The sequence below is a fragment of the Nucisporomicrobium flavum genome (assembly GCF_016464385.1).
Lineage (GTDB): Bacteria > Actinomycetota > Actinomycetes > Mycobacteriales > Micromonosporaceae > Actinoplanes > Actinoplanes flavus_A.
Window position 1 is genome coordinate 115,429 of the sequence record NZ_JADMLH010000010.1, and the last position, 21,942, is coordinate 137,370.

The 21,942-nt window shown below is 63.0% G+C and carries 20 protein-coding genes; 8 read left to right on the plus strand and 12 right to left on the minus strand.

The window, feature by feature from the left end; all coding sequences use genetic code 11:
• Window positions 1-40 precede the first annotated feature (40 nt).
• The 3 genes from IT780_RS23860 to IT780_RS23870 all read right to left on the minus strand — a co-directional run bounded on the left by IT780_RS23860 (window position 41) and on the right by IT780_RS23870 (window position 2,279).
• Window positions 41-1,102, minus strand: coding sequence for a putative T7SS-secreted protein (locus IT780_RS23860; protein WP_199513877.1), 1,062 nt, complete (start codon window positions 1,100-1,102; stop codon window positions 41-43).
• A gap of 12 nt (window positions 1,103-1,114) precedes the next feature.
• Window positions 1,115-1,441: a hypothetical protein gene (locus IT780_RS23865; RefSeq protein ID WP_199513878.1), complete on the minus strand. Its 327-nt coding sequence runs from the start codon at window positions 1,439-1,441 to the stop codon at window positions 1,115-1,117.
• Window positions 1,442-1,790: 349 nt separating this feature from the next.
• Window positions 1,791-2,279 carry a hypothetical protein gene (locus IT780_RS23870; protein WP_199513879.1) on the minus strand — a complete coding sequence of 163 codons (489 nt, stop codon included), beginning with the start codon at window positions 2,277-2,279 and terminating at the stop codon, window positions 1,791-1,793.
• A gap of 377 nt (window positions 2,280-2,656) precedes the next feature.
• On the opposite strand from IT780_RS23870, the gene urtA reads away from it, so the two are divergent.
• From urtA to IT780_RS23910, 8 genes are all read left to right on the plus strand, one after another.
• Entirely contained in the window at window positions 2,657-3,955 is a 1,299-nt protein-coding gene (gene urtA, locus IT780_RS23875) for an urea ABC transporter substrate-binding protein (RefSeq protein WP_199513880.1), read from the plus strand.
• A 73-nt stretch (window positions 3,956-4,028) separates the two neighbouring features.
• Complete coding sequence (gene urtB, locus IT780_RS23880) at window positions 4,029-4,913, plus strand: urea ABC transporter permease subunit UrtB (protein ID WP_199513881.1); 885 nt, start codon at window positions 4,029-4,031, stop codon at window positions 4,911-4,913.
• A complete protein-coding gene (gene urtC, locus IT780_RS23885) occupies window positions 4,910-6,004 on the plus strand; it encodes an urea ABC transporter permease subunit UrtC (protein ID WP_199513882.1) in 1,095 nt (364 codons plus the stop codon). The genes urtB and urtC overlap by 4 nt, the downstream gene beginning before the upstream one ends.
• A complete protein-coding gene (urtD, locus tag IT780_RS23890) occupies window positions 6,001-6,771 on the plus strand; it encodes an urea ABC transporter ATP-binding protein UrtD (RefSeq protein WP_199513883.1) in 771 nt (256 codons plus the stop codon). Before urtC ends, urtD begins: the two co-directional genes overlap by 4 nt.
• A gap of 1 nt (window position 6,772) precedes the next feature.
• Window positions 6,773-7,456 carry an ATP-binding cassette domain-containing protein gene (locus tag IT780_RS23895; protein WP_199513884.1) on the plus strand — a complete coding sequence of 228 codons (684 nt, stop codon included), beginning with the start codon at window positions 6,773-6,775 and terminating at the stop codon, window positions 7,454-7,456.
• Window positions 7,457-7,512: 56 nt separating this feature from the next.
• Window positions 7,513-9,189 carry a purine-cytosine permease family protein gene (locus IT780_RS23900; RefSeq protein ID WP_199513885.1) on the plus strand — a complete coding sequence of 559 codons (1,677 nt, stop codon included), beginning with the start codon at window positions 7,513-7,515 and terminating at the stop codon, window positions 9,187-9,189.
• Window positions 9,189-9,755, plus strand: coding sequence for a TetR/AcrR family transcriptional regulator (locus tag IT780_RS23905; protein ID WP_233413437.1), 567 nt, complete (start codon window positions 9,189-9,191; stop codon window positions 9,753-9,755). Before IT780_RS23900 ends, IT780_RS23905 begins: the two co-directional genes overlap by 1 nt.
• On the plus strand, window positions 9,752-10,321 hold the full coding sequence (locus tag IT780_RS23910) for a TetR/AcrR family transcriptional regulator (protein ID WP_199513887.1): 570 nt from the start codon (window positions 9,752-9,754) through the stop codon (window positions 10,319-10,321). The genes IT780_RS23905 and IT780_RS23910 overlap by 4 nt, the downstream gene beginning before the upstream one ends.
• A gap of 115 nt (window positions 10,322-10,436) precedes the next feature.
• Here the strand turns inward: IT780_RS23910 and IT780_RS23915 are convergent, their stop codons facing one another.
• The 9 genes from IT780_RS23915 to IT780_RS23955 all read right to left on the minus strand — a co-directional run bounded on the left by IT780_RS23915 (window position 10,437) and on the right by IT780_RS23955 (window position 21,912).
• Window positions 10,437-11,168: a hypothetical protein gene (locus IT780_RS23915; RefSeq protein WP_199513888.1), complete on the minus strand. Its 732-nt coding sequence runs from the start codon at window positions 11,166-11,168 to the stop codon at window positions 10,437-10,439.
• Window positions 11,169-11,957: 789 nt separating this feature from the next.
• Window positions 11,958-12,536 carry a Swt1 family HEPN domain-containing protein gene (locus tag IT780_RS23920; RefSeq protein WP_199513889.1) on the minus strand — a complete coding sequence of 193 codons (579 nt, stop codon included), beginning with the start codon at window positions 12,534-12,536 and terminating at the stop codon, window positions 11,958-11,960.
• Window positions 12,533-13,165, minus strand: coding sequence for a DUF5343 domain-containing protein (locus IT780_RS23925; protein WP_199513890.1), 633 nt, complete (start codon window positions 13,163-13,165; stop codon window positions 12,533-12,535). The genes IT780_RS23920 and IT780_RS23925 overlap by 4 nt, the downstream gene beginning before the upstream one ends.
• Before the next feature lie 344 nt (window positions 13,166-13,509).
• Complete coding sequence (locus tag IT780_RS23930; RefSeq protein WP_199513891.1) at window positions 13,510-15,978, minus strand: protein kinase domain-containing protein; 2,469 nt, start codon at window positions 15,976-15,978, stop codon at window positions 13,510-13,512.
• 960 nt (window positions 15,979-16,938) lie between these two features.
• On the minus strand, window positions 16,939-17,133 hold the full coding sequence (locus tag IT780_RS23935) for a hypothetical protein (protein WP_199513892.1): 195 nt from the start codon (window positions 17,131-17,133) through the stop codon (window positions 16,939-16,941).
• A gap of 37 nt (window positions 17,134-17,170) precedes the next feature.
• Window positions 17,171-17,812, minus strand: a complete 642-nt coding sequence (locus IT780_RS23940; protein WP_199513893.1) for a hypothetical protein — start codon at window positions 17,810-17,812, stop codon at window positions 17,171-17,173.
• Between the two features lie 566 nt (window positions 17,813-18,378).
• A complete protein-coding gene (locus IT780_RS23945; protein ID WP_199513894.1) occupies window positions 18,379-19,848 on the minus strand; it encodes a hypothetical protein in 1,470 nt (489 codons plus the stop codon).
• 17 nt (window positions 19,849-19,865) lie between these two features.
• Entirely contained in the window at window positions 19,866-20,627 is a 762-nt protein-coding gene (locus IT780_RS23950; protein ID WP_199513895.1) for a hypothetical protein, read from the minus strand.
• A 1,090-nt stretch (window positions 20,628-21,717) separates the two neighbouring features.
• Complete coding sequence (locus IT780_RS23955) at window positions 21,718-21,912, minus strand: hypothetical protein (RefSeq protein ID WP_199513896.1); 195 nt, start codon at window positions 21,910-21,912, stop codon at window positions 21,718-21,720.
• Window positions 21,913-21,942: the final 30 nt, after the last annotated feature.

Below are 21,942 nucleotides of genomic sequence, written 5' to 3' on the forward strand. Positions count from 1 at the left end.
GTTGTCACTGGGCCGGTCCACTCCCGCTGCTCTGAGCTCATCACTCCCACTTGCCGCTGTCGATCTTATTGTTGACGTACTTCTCGGTGGCGTCCTTGATCGAGGTCACCGGTTTCCCGCTGGGATTGCTCATGTCACGGACCACGACATCGTAGGTGCCGTTGCCGTTATCCAGAACCTTGACGATGCAGCCGTCCTCCTGGATGTACATGTCGCCGTTGTCCCAGACATGCTGCTCGTCGACGTTGCGCATACCGGTGCGGTCGACGCCGTGCACATCGCGGGCCGCGGTGCTGCCGGTGTGGTCGGTGCGGGCGGGCGAGGTCTGATCGTCGCTGGTCGCATGCATCACCAGGTCACCCATGCCGCCGGCGACCATCGCACCGCCGGTCAGGATGGCCGCGGTCGACACGACGTTGACCGGGACACCGACCACCGCACCCACACCAGTGGCATCCAGCACCAGGCCGCCTGCGTCACCTGTGGCGCCGAGGAGCATCAACCCGGCGCCTGCCGTCGCGGCCAGCACATCGCCCGGGTGGTGTACGGCCGCATTACCTAGCGAGGCCAAGCCGTTGATCACATGGCCGCCCGCATTCTGCAGACCTGCACCCACCTCGGAGAAGAAGTCGCCTGTCTTGCTCCAGAAGCCCGGCTTCTCCGGTGCCTTGTCACGGAATGCCTTGAACTTGCCGGCGGCATCCCGCGCAGCGCTCTTCAGCTGGGTACGGGCACGTTCCAGCCGCTGCCGCGCCGCGGCACGAGCCGGCTCACCCGGGTCGACGAAGGGGTCAGTGCCTCCGGACTGCTCGTATTTCGCGTACGCGTCTTGCGCCTGCTTGGTCGCGGCGTTCGCCGCAATCCAGTCCTTGATGGCAGCGCCTGCCTCGCCCTGAGCCCAGGTAAGCGTGTAGACGTAGTTCTCCAGGACGCCGGCCGCACCTTGGAAGCAACTGCCCGCCTCCAGCCACTTGTCGGGTTGTCCCTGGAATTTGGCACGGAAAGCATCGGGGGCACGCAACGATCGCGCAGTGGCACCGACCGCCACCGCATTGCCCGGGACCAGCGCCTTCGGGTCCTCGGTCTCACCCAGCTCGGCCACGCGGTGGGCTTCTTAGTCGGCGGCCGGGTCGGGCCCGCTGCTGCGCTGCACGACGCCGTGTAGTCGATCACGGGCAGCGGCGTCGACCTGCCGGTACGCCTTGACGCACTGGTTGAGCCGGTCAGCGACCTCCTGACCGTCGACGGCGAGGTGTTCCACTCCGATCTCCCAGCGGTCGCAGAAGTCCACGACCGCATCGGCCAGATCGTCATCGCCGTAGGCGTCACGCTCGCCGTCAAGCCTGTCGATCCGGGCGACGCTCAGCTCTTCGAGCGTCATATTGATGCCTGCCGACGCGCTCTCAAGCGCCGGAAGATCGACACTGAATCCGTCGGCCATAGAGCACCTCCGTTCTTTGAGGACGCTAGCAGACCCCGTCCCGCCGAACGCGGACCAGTGAATCAGAACGGCGCATCGCGATCCGCCCGATTCCTGCCACCCGTGCCACCGAGGACTCAAAGGCGGCTGCCCACATAGCGACCTCAGAATCCGACCTGAATAGGGTGAAGATCGCAAGGAAAGGTGCCAATCAATGATCGCGCGCCGAACGTTGATCAGCGTCGAATCACCGCTACCACTGTCGTTTCCACCGCCTCCATGTCCAGCCATCGGAGTGAGCCGCTTCCCGTCAGACCGGCCAGAAGATCGGGCGACGGCACCGCATCAGCAGGCTTGGACCATGTGCCGGCTAGAGACGGTCGGCCACGGCGACGATGAAGGCTTTGACCTGCTCCGGGGTGCTGATCTGGTCGGGGTGGACCGTGATGGTGACCACCAGGTTGCTGACGCGAACATAGAAGTCACGGTCCCGGACGTACGCGTCGTCGCCGACGCCGGCCAACGGGGTCACGCCCGGCTGCGAACGGAGGTCGCTCATCGTCTGCTTCGCCCCGGCGATGTCGCGTACGGGTTCAGTGAAGCTCACGGTGATCTTCGGCGCGTCGGTGTACTGCGGGTGGTCCTTCGGCAGCCGGAGGTCGCAGATCGCCGGCTTACCGGCCGGCCGCAGGTCGTACGGCACGCCCAGCTCGTCGACCACCGGCTCGATCTTCTGGCACGCGCGCGGGGCCATGTCGTAGCGACCTTCCTTCTGCGTCACGACGTACCAGACTCCGACGCCGGCCGCGATCAGCAGCAGGGGCGCGAGGACGAGGATGACAAAGGCACGCAGGCGCATGGCCGCCGATCCTAGATCAGGCGGCCGAGATGGCCGGCCGGTCGGCAGCAGGCGAGGCCCGGGTACAGCGCTGGGCCCGGCCGAGCTTCGTCCGCGACGAGCGTCAAGCCAATGTCAAAAGTGTGCCATGCGCTTCAGGCAGTGGCAGAACTTTGACATCCGCTTGCCGCGCAAACCCGCATCGGGCCAGGAATATTGGCCACCGACCCAACCCAAGGCTACAGAGTTGGAACACTCAAGAAATGTCAAAGTAATGACTGGCGGTCAGTCTGCTTTCAGCTGCAGCAGCCATCACCTGCATGTCGCCAACGGCACGGAGCCCAGGGCCCGGGACGGCCGGCGTCACGCCCCCCTTCCCGGGAACGGAGTTCTCACCTATGTCCACTACCAGCAAGCGGCGCCGCGCGCTTGTGGCCACGGGCGCCATCGCGACGACCATTACGCTCGCGCTCGCCGGTTGCGGCGCCCGCGCCGGCGACGACACGTCCGGCGGCGGGCCGACCGCGGCGGCCAGCTGCGTCGACACCTCCGGCTCCACCGTCAAGCTCGGCTTCCTCAACTCGCTCACCGGCGGCATGGCGATCTCCGAGAAGACCGTCTCGAATGTGCTGCACATGGCCGCCGACGAGATCAACGCCGGCGGCGGCATCCTCGGCAAGAAGATCGAGTACGTCCAGGAGGACGGCGCCACCGACTGGCCCACCTTCGCGGAGAAGACCGAGAAGCTGCTCACCCAGGACTGCGTCGCCGCGATCTTCGGCGGCTGGACCTCGTCCTCACGTAAGGCCGTGAAGCCGGTCGTCGAGAAGCTCAACGGGCTCTTCTTCTACCCGGTGCAGTACGAGGGCCTCGAGTCGTCGCCGAACATCTACTACACCGGTGCGACCACCAACCAGCAGATCATCCCGGCGATGGACTTCCTCGCCTCCAAGGGGGTGAAGAAGCTGTTCCTCGCCGGCAGCGACTACGTCTTCCCTCGTACCGCCAACGCGATCATCAAGCTGTACGCGGCCAAGCTCGGCATCCAGATCGTCGGTGAGGAGTACGTACCCCTCGACAAGGACGACTGGACCAGCCAGGTGGCGAAGATCGTGGCGGCCAAGCCCGATTTCGTCTTCAACACCATCAACGGCTCGTCGAACGTCGGCTTCATCAAGGCGTACTACGACGCCGGCCTCACTCCCGCGAAGACGCCGATCATCTCGGTGTCGATCGCCGAGGAGGAGGCGCCGGCGATGGGTCACGAGGTCACCGGCAACTACGCGTCCTGGAACTACTTCCAGTCACTCAAGACGCCCACCAACTCGAAGTTCATCCAGAGCTGGAAGGCGTACCCGAACAGCAGCGGCGTCACCTCCGACCCGATGGAGGCCGCGTACATCTCGCTGTACCTGTACAAGTCGCTCGTGGAGGCGGCCGGCTCCTTCGACGTCGACGCGGTGAATGCCGCGGCGAAGAAGAACACCATCACGTTCGACGCGCCGGAGGGCAAGGTCACGCTCGACGGCAAGAACCACCACATCTCCAAGCCGGGCCACATCGGCCGGATCAACGCCGACAACCAGTTCGACATCGTCTGGGCGTCCGACGCCTTCATCAAGCCCGACCCGTACCTCGAGGGCTACGACTGGTTCCCGGCGGACATCCGCAAGCAGCTCGTCGGCGCAGCAGGCTGATCGCCCCCCATACGGACGCGGGGCTGCACGTCGCCTGTGACGTGCAGCCCCCTCTGACAGAGAGCGAAAGCACGTGGACGTACTGATCCCGCAGCTGCTGAACGGCAGCGCGCAAGGTGCCCTGCTCCTGCTCGCCGCGCTGGGCCTCTCGCTCACCTTCGGCCAGATGGGCGTGATCAACATGGCCCACGGCGAGTTCCTCATGATCGGCGCCTTCACCGCCTACCTCGTCCAGCGGGTCATCGACTCCAGCGACGTGTCGATCCCGGTCGCGCTGCCGGTCGCGTTCGTCGTCGCCGGCCTCTTCGGCCTCCTGCTGGAGGTCGCCATCATCCGGTGGATGTACCGCAGGCCCCTCGACACCCTGCTGTGCACCGTCGGTGTCAGCCTGATCCTGCAGCAGGCGGCACTGCAGATCTTCCCGTCCCAGGGCGTCCCGGTGGAGAAGCCGCACTGGCTCGACGGGCAGCTGAACAGCTTCGGCTACAACTGGCCGCTGCGGCAGCTGTTCACCATCCTGCTCGCGGCCTTCTGCGTCGCCACGCTGGCGGCCTGGCTCAAGTACACCTCGTTCGGCCGCCGCATCCGGGCGACCGTGCACAACCGGGACCTCGCCGAGACCTCGGGGATCTCCACCCGCACCGTCGACCGCATCACCTTCTTCGTCGGGTCGGGTCTGGCCGGGGTCGCCGGCGTGGCCGCGTCCCTCATCGGCGGCACGAACTCCCAGATGGGCACGCAGTACATCATCGCGGCCTTCCTCGTCGTCGCCGCCGGCGGCATCGGCCAGCTCAAGGGCACCATCATCGCCGCGTGGGCGGTGGGCGTCGCCCTGTCGTGCTTCGCCTACTGGACGACCGGCAGCCTGGCGCAGGTGCTCGCCTTCATCCTCGTGATCGTCTTCCTGCAGCTGCGCCCGCAGGGCCTGTTCACGGTGCGAACCAGGAGTCTGGCATGACCAAGCCGAAGCCATGGCTTTCCCTCAGCGGCATCGGGGTGTTCGCCGTCCTGCTCCTCGCGGTCGCTCCCCTCGTGCTCACCGATCACTGGCTCAACAATCTCGGCAAGTACTGCTGCTGGGCCATCGCCGCCGTCGGCATCGGCCTCGCGTGGGGCCGGGGCGGGATGCTCGTGATGGGGCAGGGGGTGTTCTTCGCCCTCGGCGCGTACTCGATGGCCATGCACCTCACGCTGGAGACCGCCGGCGACCGCGTCCCGGGTTTCATGGTGCTCTACGACCCGCTCGCGCCGCTCCCGGCGTTCTGGGAGCCGTTTCGCAGCACGGCGTTCACCCTGCTGGCGATCGTGCTGCTCCCGGTGGTCCTGGCCGGCGTCCTCGGCTACGCGCTGTTCAAGCGCGGCGTGAAGGGCGCGTACTTCGCGATCCTGTCGCAGGCGCTCGCCGTCGCGCTGGCCACCCTGATCAGCTCCACGATCCGCGAGACCGGCGGCGACACCGGGCTCAGCGACTTCAAGTACTTCTTCGGCTTCGTGCTCAACGACCCGGCGAACAAGGTCATGGTGTACCTCATCGCGGCCGCGCTGCTCGTCATGTGCCTGCTCGCGGTGTGGCAGCTCTACCGCAGCCGCTTCGGTGAGCTCCTCGTCGCCACCCGCGACGCCGAGGAGCGCGTACGTTTCCTCGGCTACGACCCGGCCAACGTCAAGCTCGTCGCCTTCGTCTTCTCCGCGCTGATGGCGAGCATCGGCGGGGCGATGTTCGTACCCATCGTCGGCATCATCACCCCGGCCGAGATCGGCGCCGCCGCCTCGATCCTCATGATCGCGGGGGTCGCCTTCGGCGGCCGCGCCTCGCTCTTCGGCCCCGCGCTCGGCGCGATGGCGGTCGGGTGGGGACAGTCGAGCCTCGGCTCGACCTGGCCCGAGAGCTGGACCTACATCCTCGGCCTGCTGTTCATCGTCGTCATCCTCTTCCTGCCGAACGGGCTGTCGTCGCTGCCGGCCAGGTTCGCCCGAACACGCCGGAGCGCCGCGCAACAGCCCGCCCCGGCGATCGCCACCGCGGAGCTCGAAGGGGTGAGGTCATGACCGACGCTTCGCTCGTCGTCACGAACCTCCGCGTCGAGTTCTCCGGCTTCGTCGCAGTCAGCGGCGTCTCCTTCGACGCGCATCCCGGCGAGGTCCGGTTCCTCATCGGCCCGAACGGCGCCGGCAAGACGACCTGCATCGACGCCATCACGGGGCTGGTCAGGGCCACCGGGTCGGCGAGGCTCGGCGAGAAAGAGCTGCTGGGACAACAGGTGCACAGGATCGTACGCCTCGGCGTCGGCCGTACGTTCCAGACCGCGAGCGTCTTCGAGGAGCTCACCGTGCTCCAGAACCTCGACATCGCCGCCGGACGTCACCGCACCCCGGCCTCGCTGCTGCGGGCCCGGCGTGGCACCGACGCGTCGATCGAGCAGGCGCTGGAGGAGACCGGACTGACCGGCGAGCTCGCCACGCCGGCCGGCATCCTGTCGCACGGTCAGAAACAGTGGCTGGAGATCGCGATGCTGCTCGTACAGGACGCGAAAGTGCTGTTGCTCGACGAGCCCGTCGCCGGGATGAGCCATGACGAGCGGGCGGCGACCGGCGACCTTGTGCAGCGCATCGCGGCGAAGCGGATCGTGCTCGTGGTCGAGCACGACATGGATTTCATGCGCCGCTTCGCCACCCGCGTGACGGTGCTGCACCAGGGCAAGGTGCTCTCCCAGGGCACGGTGGCCGAGGTCCAGGCCGACCCCCAGGTGCAGGAGGTCTATCTCGGCACCGCGGACGCCATCGCAGTCGGGACACCGAACCGGACGGAGGTCTGACGTGCTGGAGCTCACCGACATCGAGGCCGGCTACGGGCGTACGCAAGTCCTGCACCGCGTGACCGTTCCGGCCGGCAAGGTCGTCGCCGTGCTCGGCCACAACGGCGCCGGCAAAACGACCCTGCTGCGTCTCGCGATCGGCCTCATCAAGCCGTCGAAGGGCCGCGTGCTGTTCGACGGCGAGGACGTCACGTCGCTCGCCCCCAGCCGGCGCGTCGCTCGCGGCATGGCGTACGTGCCGCAGGGTCAGCAGTCGTTCGGCCAGCTCACCACGCTGGAGAATCTGCAACTCGTCGCCGACGGGCGCCGGGGCGGCAAGGCCCTCATCGACGCGCAGATGGCCCGCTTCCCCGCGCTGGAGCAGTTCGCCGCCCGGAAGGCGGGCCTGCTCTCCGGCGGGCAGCGCCAGCAGCTCGCGATCGCCCGCGCCCTCATCACCGAGCCGAAGCTGCTCATCCTCGACGAGCCGACCGAGGGTATCCAGCCCACGATCGTCGCCGAGATCGAGCAGACCATCATGCAGCTGGCCGACGAGGGCATCAACGTGCTGCTCGTCGAGCAGCACGTCGGCTTCGCCCTGGAGGCCGCCGACCACTACGTCGTGCTCGCCTCGGGCTTCGTCACCCGTACCGGAGCGGGCGGCAAGGCCGCCACCTCCACCGTGCGAGCCGCCATGGCGATCTGAGCCGGCATGACTCACACCGGCAATGCCGTCGTAACACCGGACAGCAAACATGCCTTGTGTCGACGGACAATGCGCGCGCGGCCGCAGAGGACAGCCTGGAGGACTACGCCTTCCGCTATGTCCCGCGTACGTTCCGGCGCTGGAGCGCGGCCTCCGTCGGAGCAACCGCCCTCGGGTCCATCGCGTTCCTCGCCGACTTCTCGATCGGCGCGAGCATCGGCATCGATCACGGCACCACGAACGCCGTACTCGGCATCGTGTTCGCGTCGGTCATCATCGTCATCGTCGGCGTTCCCGTCGCCTACTACGCCGCCCGCTACAACCTCGACCTCGACCTCATCGCCCGTGGCGCGGGATTCGGCTACTACGGCTCGATCATCACGACGGTTGTCTTCGCGGGCTTCACCTGCATTTTCTTCGCCCTGGAGGGCGCGATCATGGCGCAGGGGCTGCAAGTGGCGACGGGGACGCCGCTGTGGCTCGGCTATCTCATCTCGACCGTCGTCGTGATCCCGATCGTCATCTACGGCATGCGCGCGCTGGAACGCCTGCAATTCTGGACCACGCCGCTGTGGCTCGCTCTCGCCCTGCTGCCGCTGCTGTGGGTCGTCGTCTCCGACCCCGAGGGGGTACGCGCCTTCACGTCGTTCACCGGCAACTCCGGCGGCTCGGTCAGCCTCGGCGCCGTGGTCTCGAGCGCGGCCGTGTGCTTCGCCCTCACCCCTCAGCTGGCGGAGCAGATCGACTACCTCCGCGCCATGCCGCCGCGTACGCCGTCGAACACCCGCTCGTGGTGGACATCGTTCGCGTTCGCCGGCCCCGGCTGGGTGGTCTTCAGCGGCACCAAGCAGGTGATCGGCGTGTTTCTCGCGGTCTACCTCCTCGTACGGGTCGAGCCCACCCTCGGGCACCAGGCGACCGAACCGGTCCAGCAATTCGTCGTGATGTACCAGGTCCTCGTCCCCGACTGGCTCGCGATCGTTCTCGCCCTGGTGCTCATCGTGGTCGCGCAGGTGAAGATCAACGTGACGAACGCGTACTCGGGCTCGCTCGCGTGGTCGAACGTTTTCACCCGGATGGCGAAGCACTACCCGGGCCGTACGGTCTTCGTCCTGTTCAACCTCGTGATCGCCTACGTGCTCATGATGCTGAACGTCTTCACCCTCATCTCCTTCGTGCTGAGCCTCTACGCGAACGTCGTCATGGCGTGGCTCGTGACGATCGCCGCCGATATCGCGATCAACAAGTGGGTGCTGCGCATCTCGCCGCGCTTCCCCGAGTTCCGCCGCGGCATGCTGCACGACTGGAACCCGGTCGGGCTCGTGTCGGTGGGGCTCGCCTCGGTGCTGTCACTGCTCGCCTTCGCCGGGCTGCTCGGCGCCGCCGTCAAGCCGTTCTCGGTGCTCGTCGCCATCGGCGTCGCGATCGTGGCCACGCCGGTCACGGCCGTCGCCACGCGGGGGCGCTACTACCTGCGCCGCCGCTCCGACGGCATCGACTCCCCCCGATTCGACGAGCACGGCAACCCCTCGGGCGAGCGGCTCCGCTGCCATGTCACCGGGTACACGTTCGAACGGCCGGATATGCTGGCCTCGGCCGAGAGAGGGCCGCACGGCGAAGTCCAGTACGTCTCGTCGCTGGCGCTCACCCTCGACGACTCCGATCGGTACGTGCTCCCGCCGGACGTCACCAGGCCCCCGCACGGAGCGGCCGCCCGAAAGAGGAAGACGTGATGGAGGAGCCGGTCGACACCGCGACCGCGATTCTCGCGAGCGCCGCGGTGCTGCTCCGCGAGCGCACGTTCGACGACATCTCCTACCGTGCCCTCGCCGACGAGGTCGGCATCTCGGAGCGCACGATCTACCGCCAGTACCCGACCCGCCCCCACCTGCTCGCCGCGCTCTCCAACTGGATCGAGCAGACCTGCTTCCCGCTGCCACCGTTCGTGACCGTGTCCGATTTCCGCGCCGCCGTGCACGAACGCTTCCGCGCCTTCGACGCGTCACCCGCATACGCGTACGTCGGCGCACGCGCGTCCGCGATCTCCCCGACGCTCGACGCCGAGCCGGCCTACATCACGCGCGCGATCGAGGCGATGCTCGACGTGGCGGCGCCGACCCTCAACCAACGCGACCGGAGGCGGGTCGCGGCATCCCTGCGCTACTTCTCGTCATCGATGTTCTGGGCGCGACTGAGAACGGGCTTCGACCTGGACGCCGCCGAAATCTGCGACGCCTTCGACGGCGCCGTGGATGCCGTGCTCGCCAGGCTGCCCGACGCGATCTGGGCCAAGCCGTGACGGCGCTGAGTGGTACGCAAACGGCGATCCTCGGCGCGTACGCCGAACTGATCGAAGAGCTCGGCAGCGACGACGTGTCAAACCGAGTCATCGCCCGGCGGGCCGGCATCGCCGAGCGCACGGTATTCCGCAACTACCCCACGCGCGTCGACCTGCTCCTGGCGACCGCAGCCTGGATCGAAGCAACGCTGTTCGCCCGGGAGGAGTCGCACTCGATCTTCGACCTCCCCCTCGCAATCCGCGAAGCGATGCATCGGTACGACGCACGGCCAGAGCTCGCCCACGTCGTCGCTGAGACGGCGATGCGTGGCATGAACGGCGCATCGCCGTCGCCTGGCCGGGCGCACCTCGAACAGTTGCTGGATGCCGAGGTGCCATCCCTCGACCCGGTGCAACGCAGGACGGTCATCGCGGCGCTGTCACACCTCGACTCCGTCGGGACCTGGGTGACGTACCGCCGCGAATTCGGCATGGACAGCCGAGACATCGCGGACGCCGCGGCATGGGCAGCGGAGGCGGTCCTCGACAGCATCCGCGACCGCGTCACGCCGCGGCAAGCCACTTGAAGCCCGGCGTGAGTGGGCGTACGGAGCGGGCGGCCTTGAACTCGAACGTTGCTAGACCCGACAGTGCTCCGTCGGGTGTTCCGCAGCAACCGCGGTGTACGAAAATCACGACACACTAGCCGCCCGTGAGCCGTCGGCGGCGGCGCAGCGAAGTCTCTTTGGATACCAGTACAGGATCAGATACTTCTATGGCGTCTCGGATTCTCGCAAGCGATGACCTGTTGGACAGCCCGGCCTTCTTGAAGGAAATCCTTATCTCCCATTCAGTAGCATCCAAATTCTCGCCTGCGACAGTCAGCTTGATCCAAAACGCCCCCTCCCCCAGATAATCCCGCCCGTCGTAACGCTGAGGCCACCCAGCCAGACCCATGCCAAGCTCCGGCCAAGGAGTAACCACATCCCTCTTTGCCGTTCGCTTCTTGTCCACATGAGCGACGTCTATTCGACGCTGCATCCCAGGCGGAAGATCAAGTTCACCGGCCCTGACCTCCGACCACGTGAGCTCCCGAAGGGCAAGTGTGTTCTCAGGCAACACGGATCCCTCCTCGGGCTCTACCTTGGAGGCAATCACACGAACTTTTCTTGCCGTCTCTCGACCTGGCCTGTTGGTAGCCCGGAGCCTTATCCAGACGCTAGCCCAAGGAGGGCTCTCGTAAACGGCAAGATCCTCAGACGTTCGATCGAATTCAAGAGTCACTATCGGACGCATCTTTGCCCGCTGCCATCCGGGGAGAAAGAGCGCTACCACCACCGCCGCGACAGTGCCGACAGCGCCCGCCGCTTGTCCTATTGCACTGATCCAGTCGGCTAGGCTTGCGCTTGTATCGAGCGCTATCACGTCCACCATGACCGGATGGTAGCCCGAGTAATGCGACGGGAGAAAGCCTTGGTGCCCGCCGAATCGATCGAAGGATCCGGAGTGTCGTCCACGGAACCGTTTACTGCTCGATTGGCCTTCAGCGTGGTACGGGATGCTGATGACGGGATTTCGCAAAAGGGACGCTATTCGTCGAAGGCAGTTTTCCCTGTACTTGCAGAGCTGTGTCTCGCCCGTTGACAGCGAGCCCGCACCAGCGAATACACCAGGTAGAGCAGCACGTCGATCGTCTCGCCCTGCTCAGCGTCGAGCTCGAGCGCCAACGCGACAAGCGTGTTCGCGACGTCGACTCCTTGCCGAAATACAGGTCGCTTGGGTCGCCTCGCCAGCCCCTCGAAAGCGCATCGCCAGGTGGATAGCCAGCTATTTGCCAATGATATCGAGCGAGCTCTTCTATACCAGCTCTAGTTCACGAGCCAATGCTCCACTCTTCCCGTATCTTCTTGAGATCGTAGGTCCGCAGCTTTTGCATTCCACGGAGGACTACTTTGGCTTCTTATCCTGAGATTGGATAATCCACGGTTATACGCGAAGCTTTAGAACAATTCCTCGAAGACAAGGACGGGGCGAGGAAGACGATCCTAACTGGTAAGCTAAGCTCCCGGCACGGCGAATTCAACGCCACCGGAAGCGCCACCACCGTCAAGTCCTCAGCCTGTCACCACTGCCGGCATTAGCCAAAAGCCGGAACCAAGTCTCATATATAGTTGCACGGCATGGCAGGCGCCTGCGGCCCATCTCAAAGATGACATTCCTCCGCTATAGGCCAACTTGCCTGTTCCAGTCGGCGACATAAATCTCCAGTCTCTCGAACTCGGCCGGCGCAAGCATCCTATGGTGTGCGACGAAGTTGCGGGCACGTTCTAATTCGTCGAAGCGCTGCTTTAGCCAGTGCTGGGACGGAACCAGATCTTCGAACTCCGTCCAGTTGTTTGTGATGATGTCGCATAGACCTCCGAAGTCCACAAAGCCGAGCATATCCTTCTTCGTACCTTCGAGCCATGAATTCTTCTCAGCGTCGGCGAACCGGGAACTGGCCGTGTTCCTGACTTTAGTAGGAACAAGGCTATCCCACCACTGTGGATCTCTTTCGCTGAGACGCGTACGTATTAGGTCCCGCACTGAATTCTCGAAGCAGTACAAAATCGCGTAGAGCCGAGCCATGCGTAATGCGTCGTTGCGAATGTCGATTGCGAAGGGCGCCAGCGCCTCGGCTAGAAGGGCCTCTTCGGCCCGCCCTTCGTCGACCCCGATTCGAATGCCGGCCTGGCGGAAATACTCGGAATCCGCCTCGAACATCAAACTTCGAAATAGCCAGCTTCGAAGATCGTCAGTCATGACAGGAGATTACTGCGAAGGGACTGGAAGATCGCGTTGAATACCTCTATGTCTTTGGTAGCCGGCAAATGAATCTGTATGGTGTAGTGGAGCTCCGGCTTCAATGATGGCCTTCCGGCCGGGCTGCTAGACGCTTCGTTGCGCTCGGATGCATCTTCAACCGCGGGCGTCGCTTTCTTGACAGGTGGTATTGTTGCTCCTGCAGGCGATTGGGCCTGGAGATCCGCGTTCTTCAGGAGCGCATAAAAGGTCGCGGCCTGTTGCTGCGACACTCGGTCCGATGAGTTGAGCTTGCTGCGGAAGAGCCCTTCGACGGCTGGCCGGTCAGTAGTGGTGGGCACTTCGCGGATATGAAAGATGTCCGAATATGCCTCGCGAAGCGCCTCGGCGAGCACGGCGCCCGAGCGAGATCGATCTCTGTAGTTGTGGTACCGGGGCTGCGGCGTCCCGTCGCCACCAAGGAAACCGAGATCCTTGAGGACTGGAATAATTCCCCGGTCCGAACTGCTGGTGAAACCAATGCTCTTGAGATGCTCGTTCGTAAATTTGTCGGGGGCGACTCCGTCTACGATCTTCTTAAGAATTGCGTCGACGTTCTTCGTCGATACCAAATATCGACTACTTAGCATGTCGGATCCTAACTGATTGAAGTTGAATACCCGCCTCAGGACACGGTGCTACCTGTTTTGAGTAGCAGTCCGGGCCGGCTATTAATCCAGAATGCCGATGTGAGGAACAAAGCGTGCCACGTCGTTGCGAAGCATTGATTGGATGATTCACTTAGTGAGACGAATTATTCTGCCGCATGCACTGTCTTGGTCTGCTCAGTTCTATGGGAAGTCGGTAACTCTGTTCGGAGTCCAACCTAGCCATCTGACGACGCCTGGGCCTAGCACATCATCGAGACCTGACTCCCAAGCAGCCAGCGAGCACACGCGACACGTCACTGGCATCTCTTCGACCCAAGAGAGCCCTACGACCTTGAGTCCTTCCTGCTGACCGCATTGAGGGCTGTGCGGACTTCTCTCAGCGCGTCAGAGGTCAGCCGGTACCCTTGCTCGCCCTGATAGGCCAACATCTTTTCAATAATCTTCATCGTTCGAGCGCTGACACTCTTCCGCGCGAGCATCAGGAGATCGCCCAGGGTGGCCCTTCCGATCTCCGCTCCACTGGCGAGTTGCAGCAGAGTCAACCCCAATTGATAAAGGTCTACTTCGTGTGTCCAGTTCCCTAGGATGAAGCCGGGCGGCAGATAGTGAGGGGTGGCACTCACAGTCTCTACAGGCGCACCCGCCTCAATGGATATATTGAAGTCAATTAAGACCGGACCATGGCTTTTGCTAAGGATGATATTGGCTGGCTTGATGTCTCGGTGAACCACGCCGTGCTGCGCCTCGAATATCTCCTGCGCCACATCACCATCAAGCTCATCATGACGCTTGCGCAACTCATCAATTCTTACAGGTCGAGGGTGCATTCGCTCGAGCGCGCCTAGTAGAGCAACAGCCCACTTGAGCAGCGTCGACTCAGAGGGACGCGTTGATGCCTCACAAAAGGTGCGGAGAGTAGGCCCTTCAACGTAGTCCATGACAAGATATGCGTCGCCGTTCGCGAGGCTGCCCGCATCGATGACCTTAACAATATTGGGATGGTTCAGTGTTTGCAGAATATCGAGCTCTCGCTGGATACTGCTCAACTTGCCATTGCGGACAACCTTCAGCGCCACTATCTCACTCGGCTGGTCCTGGCGGTGCGCTTTGTACACTGTCGCGAAGCCGCCGGGAGAACCGACTGCGTGCTCAACGATGTAGTCGCCAACTTCCTGACCAGGCTGCAGCCCTCGCGAGCCCCTCTCGGTGGGCGAACGGTCGAGCGCGCTGAGCTGTCGCTGGACATATGTCTGCAGAAGATCAATGCAGAGTCGAGGAACGGTATGCGGATCTTTGCAGATACCATAACCCACTAGATGAGCGACATCCGTCGGAGACGACCGGGCCCATTCTGCGAACTCGTTAATCTTGCCCTCGGCAAGGAGTGTAAGCAAATAGTACTCATCTGGATATTCGTCTCGGAGCGTTGATACTAGCTGGTCAAGGAGAGATGAACGCTCTATAAGCAGGTCCTGCGCGAGGCTTCTAACATCACTCTCGAGGACACGCGAAGCACTGCGCCGGTTGGGCTGACGCTCATGCGCGCTAGACCCAAGTGCCCGCAGTAGGGCCGGATGCCCTCCTGTCTGCGAATAGCTTGCCGATAGAGAGCCATGCTCCCATTCAAGACCTATCCGACGCCCAATCGTAACGAGAAGGTCAGCAGCCTCTTCTCTATCGAGAGGATTTAGGTATTCCCGTGTGAAGTAGTTATAGATGGGGTTATCTTCAGCCCCCACTTTCGCGTCCTCTACACACTTGGGATTAGTGCCGGAGATAATATACGAGACTCTCCCGGGAAATTGTTGGTCCAGGCCGCGCAGAAGCCGCCAAAGTTGTACGAAGCTCTTTTGGGCTTCAGGCGTAGGATTCGGCGGGAGAATTCGCTCGATTTCATCAAGAAAGACGACGACCTTCCGCTTACGCTCCCTCAAAATCAGTTGAATATCGTGATCGAATAGTTCTGGCACCGCATGCGGATCCGGCACGTCCATGAAGAGCCTGTATTGACCGAACAGGCGCAACCCCTTGGTATCTCGAACACGCCGATGAGAGTCGAAGACTGCCTGCCCGATCGACCAAAGTATGTACGGTGTATCCGAACGGATTGCCGCTGCTCGCTGCAAATCTATTTGGGCTACAAAGCACCGGCCATCCTCACGAACAAGCTGAGCAAGCCTGTTTACTAAGGAAGTTTTGCCTATCTTTCTGAGCCCAAAAACTCCCTGATGGCCTGCACCGGTAACCACTTCTTGTCGTAGTCGCTCAAGGAGTCGGCGCCGGCCGAAGAAGTCCTGCGACTTGGTGACAGCGCCCGGCAGATTGTACAAGTCACGTGCGTACGCCTGAGACTGCAGCAGGACCCGGAAATCCGTGTCGCCATGAGGTTTACACGATCGAATCCGGTCCAGGCTAAAGCCGACAAACAGAGTGCCGCTTTCATCACTATATTCGCGAACCTTATCGCCAGTGCGGCGATCCTCGGTCAAGATGATACCGATTGAACGGCTCAACCTAACCCCGGTCGAGCGGATAATGTCAGCGGCCTTATCGATCTCGCCCGCTTGAAGCTTTTCATACTCCGCCACAAGCACAAGAATTTCGCGAGTCTCTCCGAGAGTCGCCTGCAAAATATCGAGCGGTTTGGCAAAGTAACCCCAAACGCGAGGATTGTCTGTCGCCTTGACGTACTCGATCGAAAAGCCGCCAGCCTGAAGCACCGAGGCGACTTCAAGCTTGGTCCGGTTCCCGTCGGTAAATCGCTGAAGGATGCCATGCGGGAGGGGAGACATGGTCAGACATGATACCGATTCGCCGACGTCTCCGTAACCTTGACACCACGGAGAGTCATAGTCCTTGACGGAGCGAACGGAGTTAGGGGCTTCGCCCCTGGCAGCACCATGGCTTGCTAGTGCTCTGCTGTTCCGGACGATCGGTGCCCGCCGGGCCGAAGTGAGCTCATGTCGCTGGGGATAGCGCACCATCCGACCACGAGAGCACGGCTCCTGCTACGCCGGCACTCAGGTATGCCGCTCTACAGAAACTCTGCGGACGTCGTCGACAACGATCCACCTTCGGCTACTGAGATCGGACAAGGAAACTCAACATCAACCACTACGGTTGTTGACCTTGAATCGAGCGCAGCTCGATCCGATCTTGGCGACGCGCGAAGCGTCGTCGTCCAACCGTAACCACCCACCCACACACCCCACCAACCACCCACCTACTGCTCACCCACCCTGCCTGCCCACATCAATCCCCAACCCCGATCCGTAGCGAAGCGGGATTGGGGTTGGGGTTGGGGATTGTGTCGGCTGCCCTGGGCAGAGCGGGTGAGCAGCCACAACGCCACCCAGACCGTTCATAAGCCCTTCCTAGATTCCTTCCGCACGGGAGGGATCTAGGAAGGGGTCTACCGCCCTCTGCCGCGGCCGTCAGCAACCGAGTCCCCTTCGAACCTCGGGCTCCGCCCCGAACCCCGGCCCGGCTCGAGATCGCCGAAGCAACAGCCGGCCAGGGTCTGGTGATCTCATCCCCTCGGGTACCCGATGGGATGCCACACCAGCCACCCGACCGCAAGGGGCGAGCCTTGCTGCGCTCGGTCGCAAGCGGCCCCTTGCACCCGGGCGTCCGGCGCGGCATGGCGGAGCCTGCCCGCGCGAGGAGATCACCTCTCACAGACGACGCGTACGCGAAGACGCCCGCCGGCCGCTGAACGCGGCCCGACGGGCGTCTCCGGTCGAAGGGTCCGGCTACTCGTAAGCGATGCGGTCGACAACCTGGCCAGGGTCGAGAGCGCGGAGCAACGCGTCCCCGGCGATGACCTGCCGGTCGACCTGGTCATGGTCCCAATAGGCCACCCGCAGCCACGCGACAAGCCGCGCGGCAGACAGCGCCGTCACCAGCGCCATCGGATCAGTTAGCGCCAAAGTCGGTAGCTCGATCACGCGTGGTGGCCTACGTCGGACCCTCATGACTGCCTCCCTAGAACAGGATCGGGCCGCGCTGAGCCTGTTGCTGCTCTTCGGCCTGCTCCCCTGTGTCCGGGGGCTGATCGGTCGGCAGCGCGGCTGCTATCCGCACTGACTCGATCGCCTCGACGGCCGCGCGCCCGGCCGGCACGTCCGGGAGCCGGAACGACAGCCGCGGCAACGCAGCCGCGACCTTGGCGTAACGGCCCGCCGAGATGAGGACGAACTCCCCAACACTGAGCGTGCGCAGCAGCTGCGGGTTCACCTTGAACGCGTACTGCCGACGGGCCACACCCTGGCGCTTGACGCTGTTGTCCTGGTCGTAGTCAGCGCCGCCCTCAGTCACGCGCTCAGTGCCGGCCAACTTGGAGATCGGCTCGGCCTGCTCACTCTGCCGGTACGTCAGCACTACGGCGTTGGTCGACAGCGCCGACCAGGTGTGCCCGCCACCGAAGCCGTCCGGGTCCTGTGCCGTCAGGACGCTGTGGGCGCCGGCTTCCTCGATGACGATGACGACCGGCTTCGGTTGCCCGTCCGGACCGACCTGGCGACGGTACGGGTCCACCAGGTACGAGCCGGAGTCGCGCAGCACCAAGCGCATCAGCGCCGTGGCCGCCTGCGGCCGGCTGACCGTGGGTAGCTCGGTGCACGCCACATCGGTTCCTCGAACGACCATCACCGGCGGAGGCCGGGCCGATCCAGCCACGCAGGTGAATCGCCATCAAGGCGTAGCGCATGAGTGCGCCGCCGAGGTCGTTGTAGTTGAACGCGTCGACCAGCCCGGCCACGTCAGCCGACCCCGCACCAGCGAACACACCCGGTCTGGCAACGCGTCGATCGTCTTGCCCTGCTCAGCGTCGAGCTCGAGCGCCAACGCGACAACCGTGTCGCGACGGCGGCTCCTTGCCGAAATACAGGACTCTTGAGTCGTCTCGCCGCCCGGCGAAACCCGACGCACAGTAAGCGCAACCAACCGCGGCCGCGCGGGCGGCCCGCCCAGCGCAACCACCGTAACGTGGGGTCTGGGGGTCGCCCCCAGGAGTAAACAGTGGGGCGGGCGGGACTCGAACCCGCGACCGAGGGATTATGAGACAGCCCGTCCGCCATAACCACGGCATCTACCTGCGCCCCTACTTACACGGAAGCAGCCCTGTGCCACTTCCCCCTCAACGATCGACTCTGCTTCGCGTCACGACTCGCGTCACGGCCACTTCCGCACAGCTACCTCCGTTTGCCGGTGCGCTTAGGACGGCGGCCCTGGCGCCGATTTTCGAGATAGTGCTTGACTGGTGGATGCTCCCGAATTGACCTTCGAATAAGTGGCATCTGCATCAACCACACCGCTTGTTCACTTGCCTGATCACCCTGACTCGTTATAGCTTCATCCAAGGCTTCGAGCAGTCTCGGCCAGTCTCGATTCAAAGCGCTAATGCCAATGCGCTCAAGTGCGTCGGAAGGAACGAATTGCGACATGGCGTGCTGCATCGTCGCATCATCGGTGTGCAGCTGCTGACGGCAAAGCCAGATGTTAATCATAGCAATATTAAATGAACTGTGGCCCTCGTGGACGAGCGTTGCAGTCAAAAGGTCGAAAATCGAAAGGGCCTCCGACCACTTCTCCTTAGATTCGAGATCGACACCCTGAGAGGTAAAGTAAGAAACGTCCGTGTTTCGCTTACCAAAAAAGTGTGAACCCCATTTGATTGCCATCCCAGTACTAAGCAGCTCAACACTGTCGAGCAAGTCTTCAAGGTATCGCGGCGAGGTCGTTACTTTCTCCCATAGCTGGACGGGCGGAAGATCAAGGCCAGCAATCTCGTTAACGTAGTCAGGGTCCGCTCGCGCGCTCGTACCTCTAGACAAGAGGCGCACACGAGCCAGAGACTCACGAAGGACGGTCCAACTCCCAGGAATTGTCTCGATGTCAAAACCCGCCCATTGCAGCGTTATATCATGCCACTCTGCGTATCCCCCTCGAATGAAGTCCTCTATTCGTCGATCGATAGCCCACCGGCGCAGTTCCCCTGTCGTCTTGTATTTCTCGATTACATCGAACGGCACCGGAGGGAGATCGCCGAGACTGGTCGAGCCCCGAGCCGAGAGGGCGCTTCGCGCAAGCGCGCCCATAAATTCCTCGAAATACTGAACAATCAAGGGAAATAGCGATGCCGCCAATTGCCCGTCTAAAGTCGGCTCAGTAAGGCTTACGTAATACTTGCTGGCATAATCCCGCTTGAGTTCATCGTCAAGGAAAAGCCTATGCAATTCGTCCCAGATTTGATTTTCGACTTCTTCTATGAAGTCGGACATGACAGCAAAATACTGCTCAGATGCAACGGGATAATAGGCGCCTTTAGATGTCGAATCCCGGCGTTCTTCCTCGTCGCCCGAATTTTTCGCAAGAAGAACGTCGAGTCTGTCGAAGCGTGAATCGTCAAGCGCCCTCACTTGAGCCTCGACAGCGACACGGTCTTGAATGTCTAGACGTTTCTGCAAGGCACGCAGTTCTGACGCGTGAAGCCGCTCGTGATCCTTCTGAACAATTTTCACCAAACTGCGAGCCTTCTCGACTTTATCCGCTAGAAGAATAGCTGCGGTAGTAACGATCTGGAAACCGAGGTTTTCTTCAAGCGACTCTGAGGCGGCCGGCTTCGCGCCCACATTGGGCGGCAGCTCGTCACTAATACTCATTCAGGTGAACCTTCCGATCAACTAAATCGGGATTGGTCTTTGATCGCGTCAACACAAGTTTCGCCAAAAGAGGTTAGACGCCATACGACATCCTGAGCACCCTCAACAGCTACCGTGCGCGCTAGGCCGAGACTCTGCAACTTGGCCGCCAAGGCCGGCAGCGCGTTCTTGAGAGTAGGACTGGCTTCAACTATACGGCTCTCCGGCCATGCGTACCGATATTGCTGTCTTTCTTGCGCAGTGGCCCAATAGACCGGCGACGGGAGAGCAATCTGCAACATCAGCCGAAAGTGAGGAACTTCCAACTCACGAATTGCCGATAGGGCTAGAAGCTGTTCGTCTACAACGGCCTCGTCTTCAGCCAAAGCTCCTGTAGCCACTATCTCAGAAATCAATTTCAGCTTTGCATCGGCCGTCGCTTCCCCGGCGGCTTCGATGCCCACGACTAAAAGCCGCATCTTCGCCGGATCTCGCAACAGCTGGTCAAGCAACTCAGAACTCGATACGCCGTTTTCATCTGCAGCAGCGGAAACCATGACGGTAGCTCGCTCGCGCCGTACATCGACAATCCGTCGAATAGCGTAGGAAAGCTCCTCCGCTAAGGGCCCAACCGCGCCACCGAGCGCGGCGCCAGCCTCTGGCGACCCTGTACCAGCAGCCACAAATGCGGTCACCGCGCTATTCGCCATATTGCCGATCACGCGGTCGAATGCAGCGCCTGACCGTAGCTGCGTCTCTGACAAAGGTTCCAGGCCATCCTCCAACGCGTCATTTGCCACACGCGCCACCGCCCTCGGGAGCTCTTCGGTCAGGCATAGTCACGAAGGAGCCTCTCTAATTCCGTCGATGCGTCGAGGGTGGCCCAGATGCGCTACACCCGTGACTCGGAGGGTAATCGATAGCGTGCATAGTCCGGTAGCACCGCTTCGCGAGAAGCCAATGAGGGTCTTGGGGCTCGCCCCCAGGAGCGCACTATGGTGTCGTCGCAAGCCGTGCCGATCCGCCGCCACGACTGCCTGCCCAGTGAGAACGGAGCCCCCGACGCTGCGAGAACTGGAGATCGACTAACGAGTGAACCCCAACAGAGTAGAGGCGAGGAAGCAGCATCAACAGACGCTGCGGACGCCGGCTCGCAATCCATCTTCGAAGGAAAAGCATCGAACAAGGGAACCCAACGCCAACCACCACAGGTGTTGACCTTGAATCGAGCGCAGCTCGATCCGATCTTGGCGACGCGCGAAGCGTCGTCGCCCCACCGCAACCACCCACCCACCGCAACCAACCCACCCACCACAACCACCCACACAGCCCACCAACCACCCACCCACCTACTGCTCACCCGCCCTGCCCTGCCCACACCAAACCCCAACCCCGATCCCATAGCGAAGCGGGATTGGGGTTGGGGTTTGGTGTGGGCCGCCCTGGGCAGGGCGGGTGAGCAGCCACAACACCACCTAGACCCCGGTCATAAACCCTTCCTAGATCCCTTCCGGCACCGGAGGGATCTAGGAAGGGTCTAGGAAGGGGTCTGCTAGCTCTCCGGCGGTGGTCGGCGCCGGCCGAGTCCCTTGGAACCTCGGGGCTCCGCCCCGAACCCCGGCCCGGCTCGGAGATCGCCGAAAGAACAGCCGGCCAAGGTCCGGTGATCTCCTCACACGGGCACCCGGAGGGATGCCACACCAGCCACCCGGCCGCAAGGGGCGAGCCTCGCTGCGCTCGGTCGCAAGCGACCCCTTGCACCCGGGCGTCCGGCGCGGCATGGCGGAGCCTGCCCGCGCGAGGAGATCACCTCTCACAGACGACGCGTACGCGAAGACGCCCGCCGGCCGCTGAACGCGGCTCGACGGGCGTCTCCGGTCGGAGGGCTGGCTACTCGTGAGCGATGCGGTCGACGACCTCACTGGGGTCGAGTGCCCGCAGCAACACCTCTGCAGCGATGACCTGCCGGTCGACTTGGTCATGGTCCCAGTAGGCCACCCGGAGGCCCACGGTAAGCGGCGCCGCGGACAGCGCCGTCACGAGCGCCATCGGATCGGTTAGCGCCGAGGCGGGTAACTCGATCACGCGTGATGGCCTACGTCGGACCCTCATGAT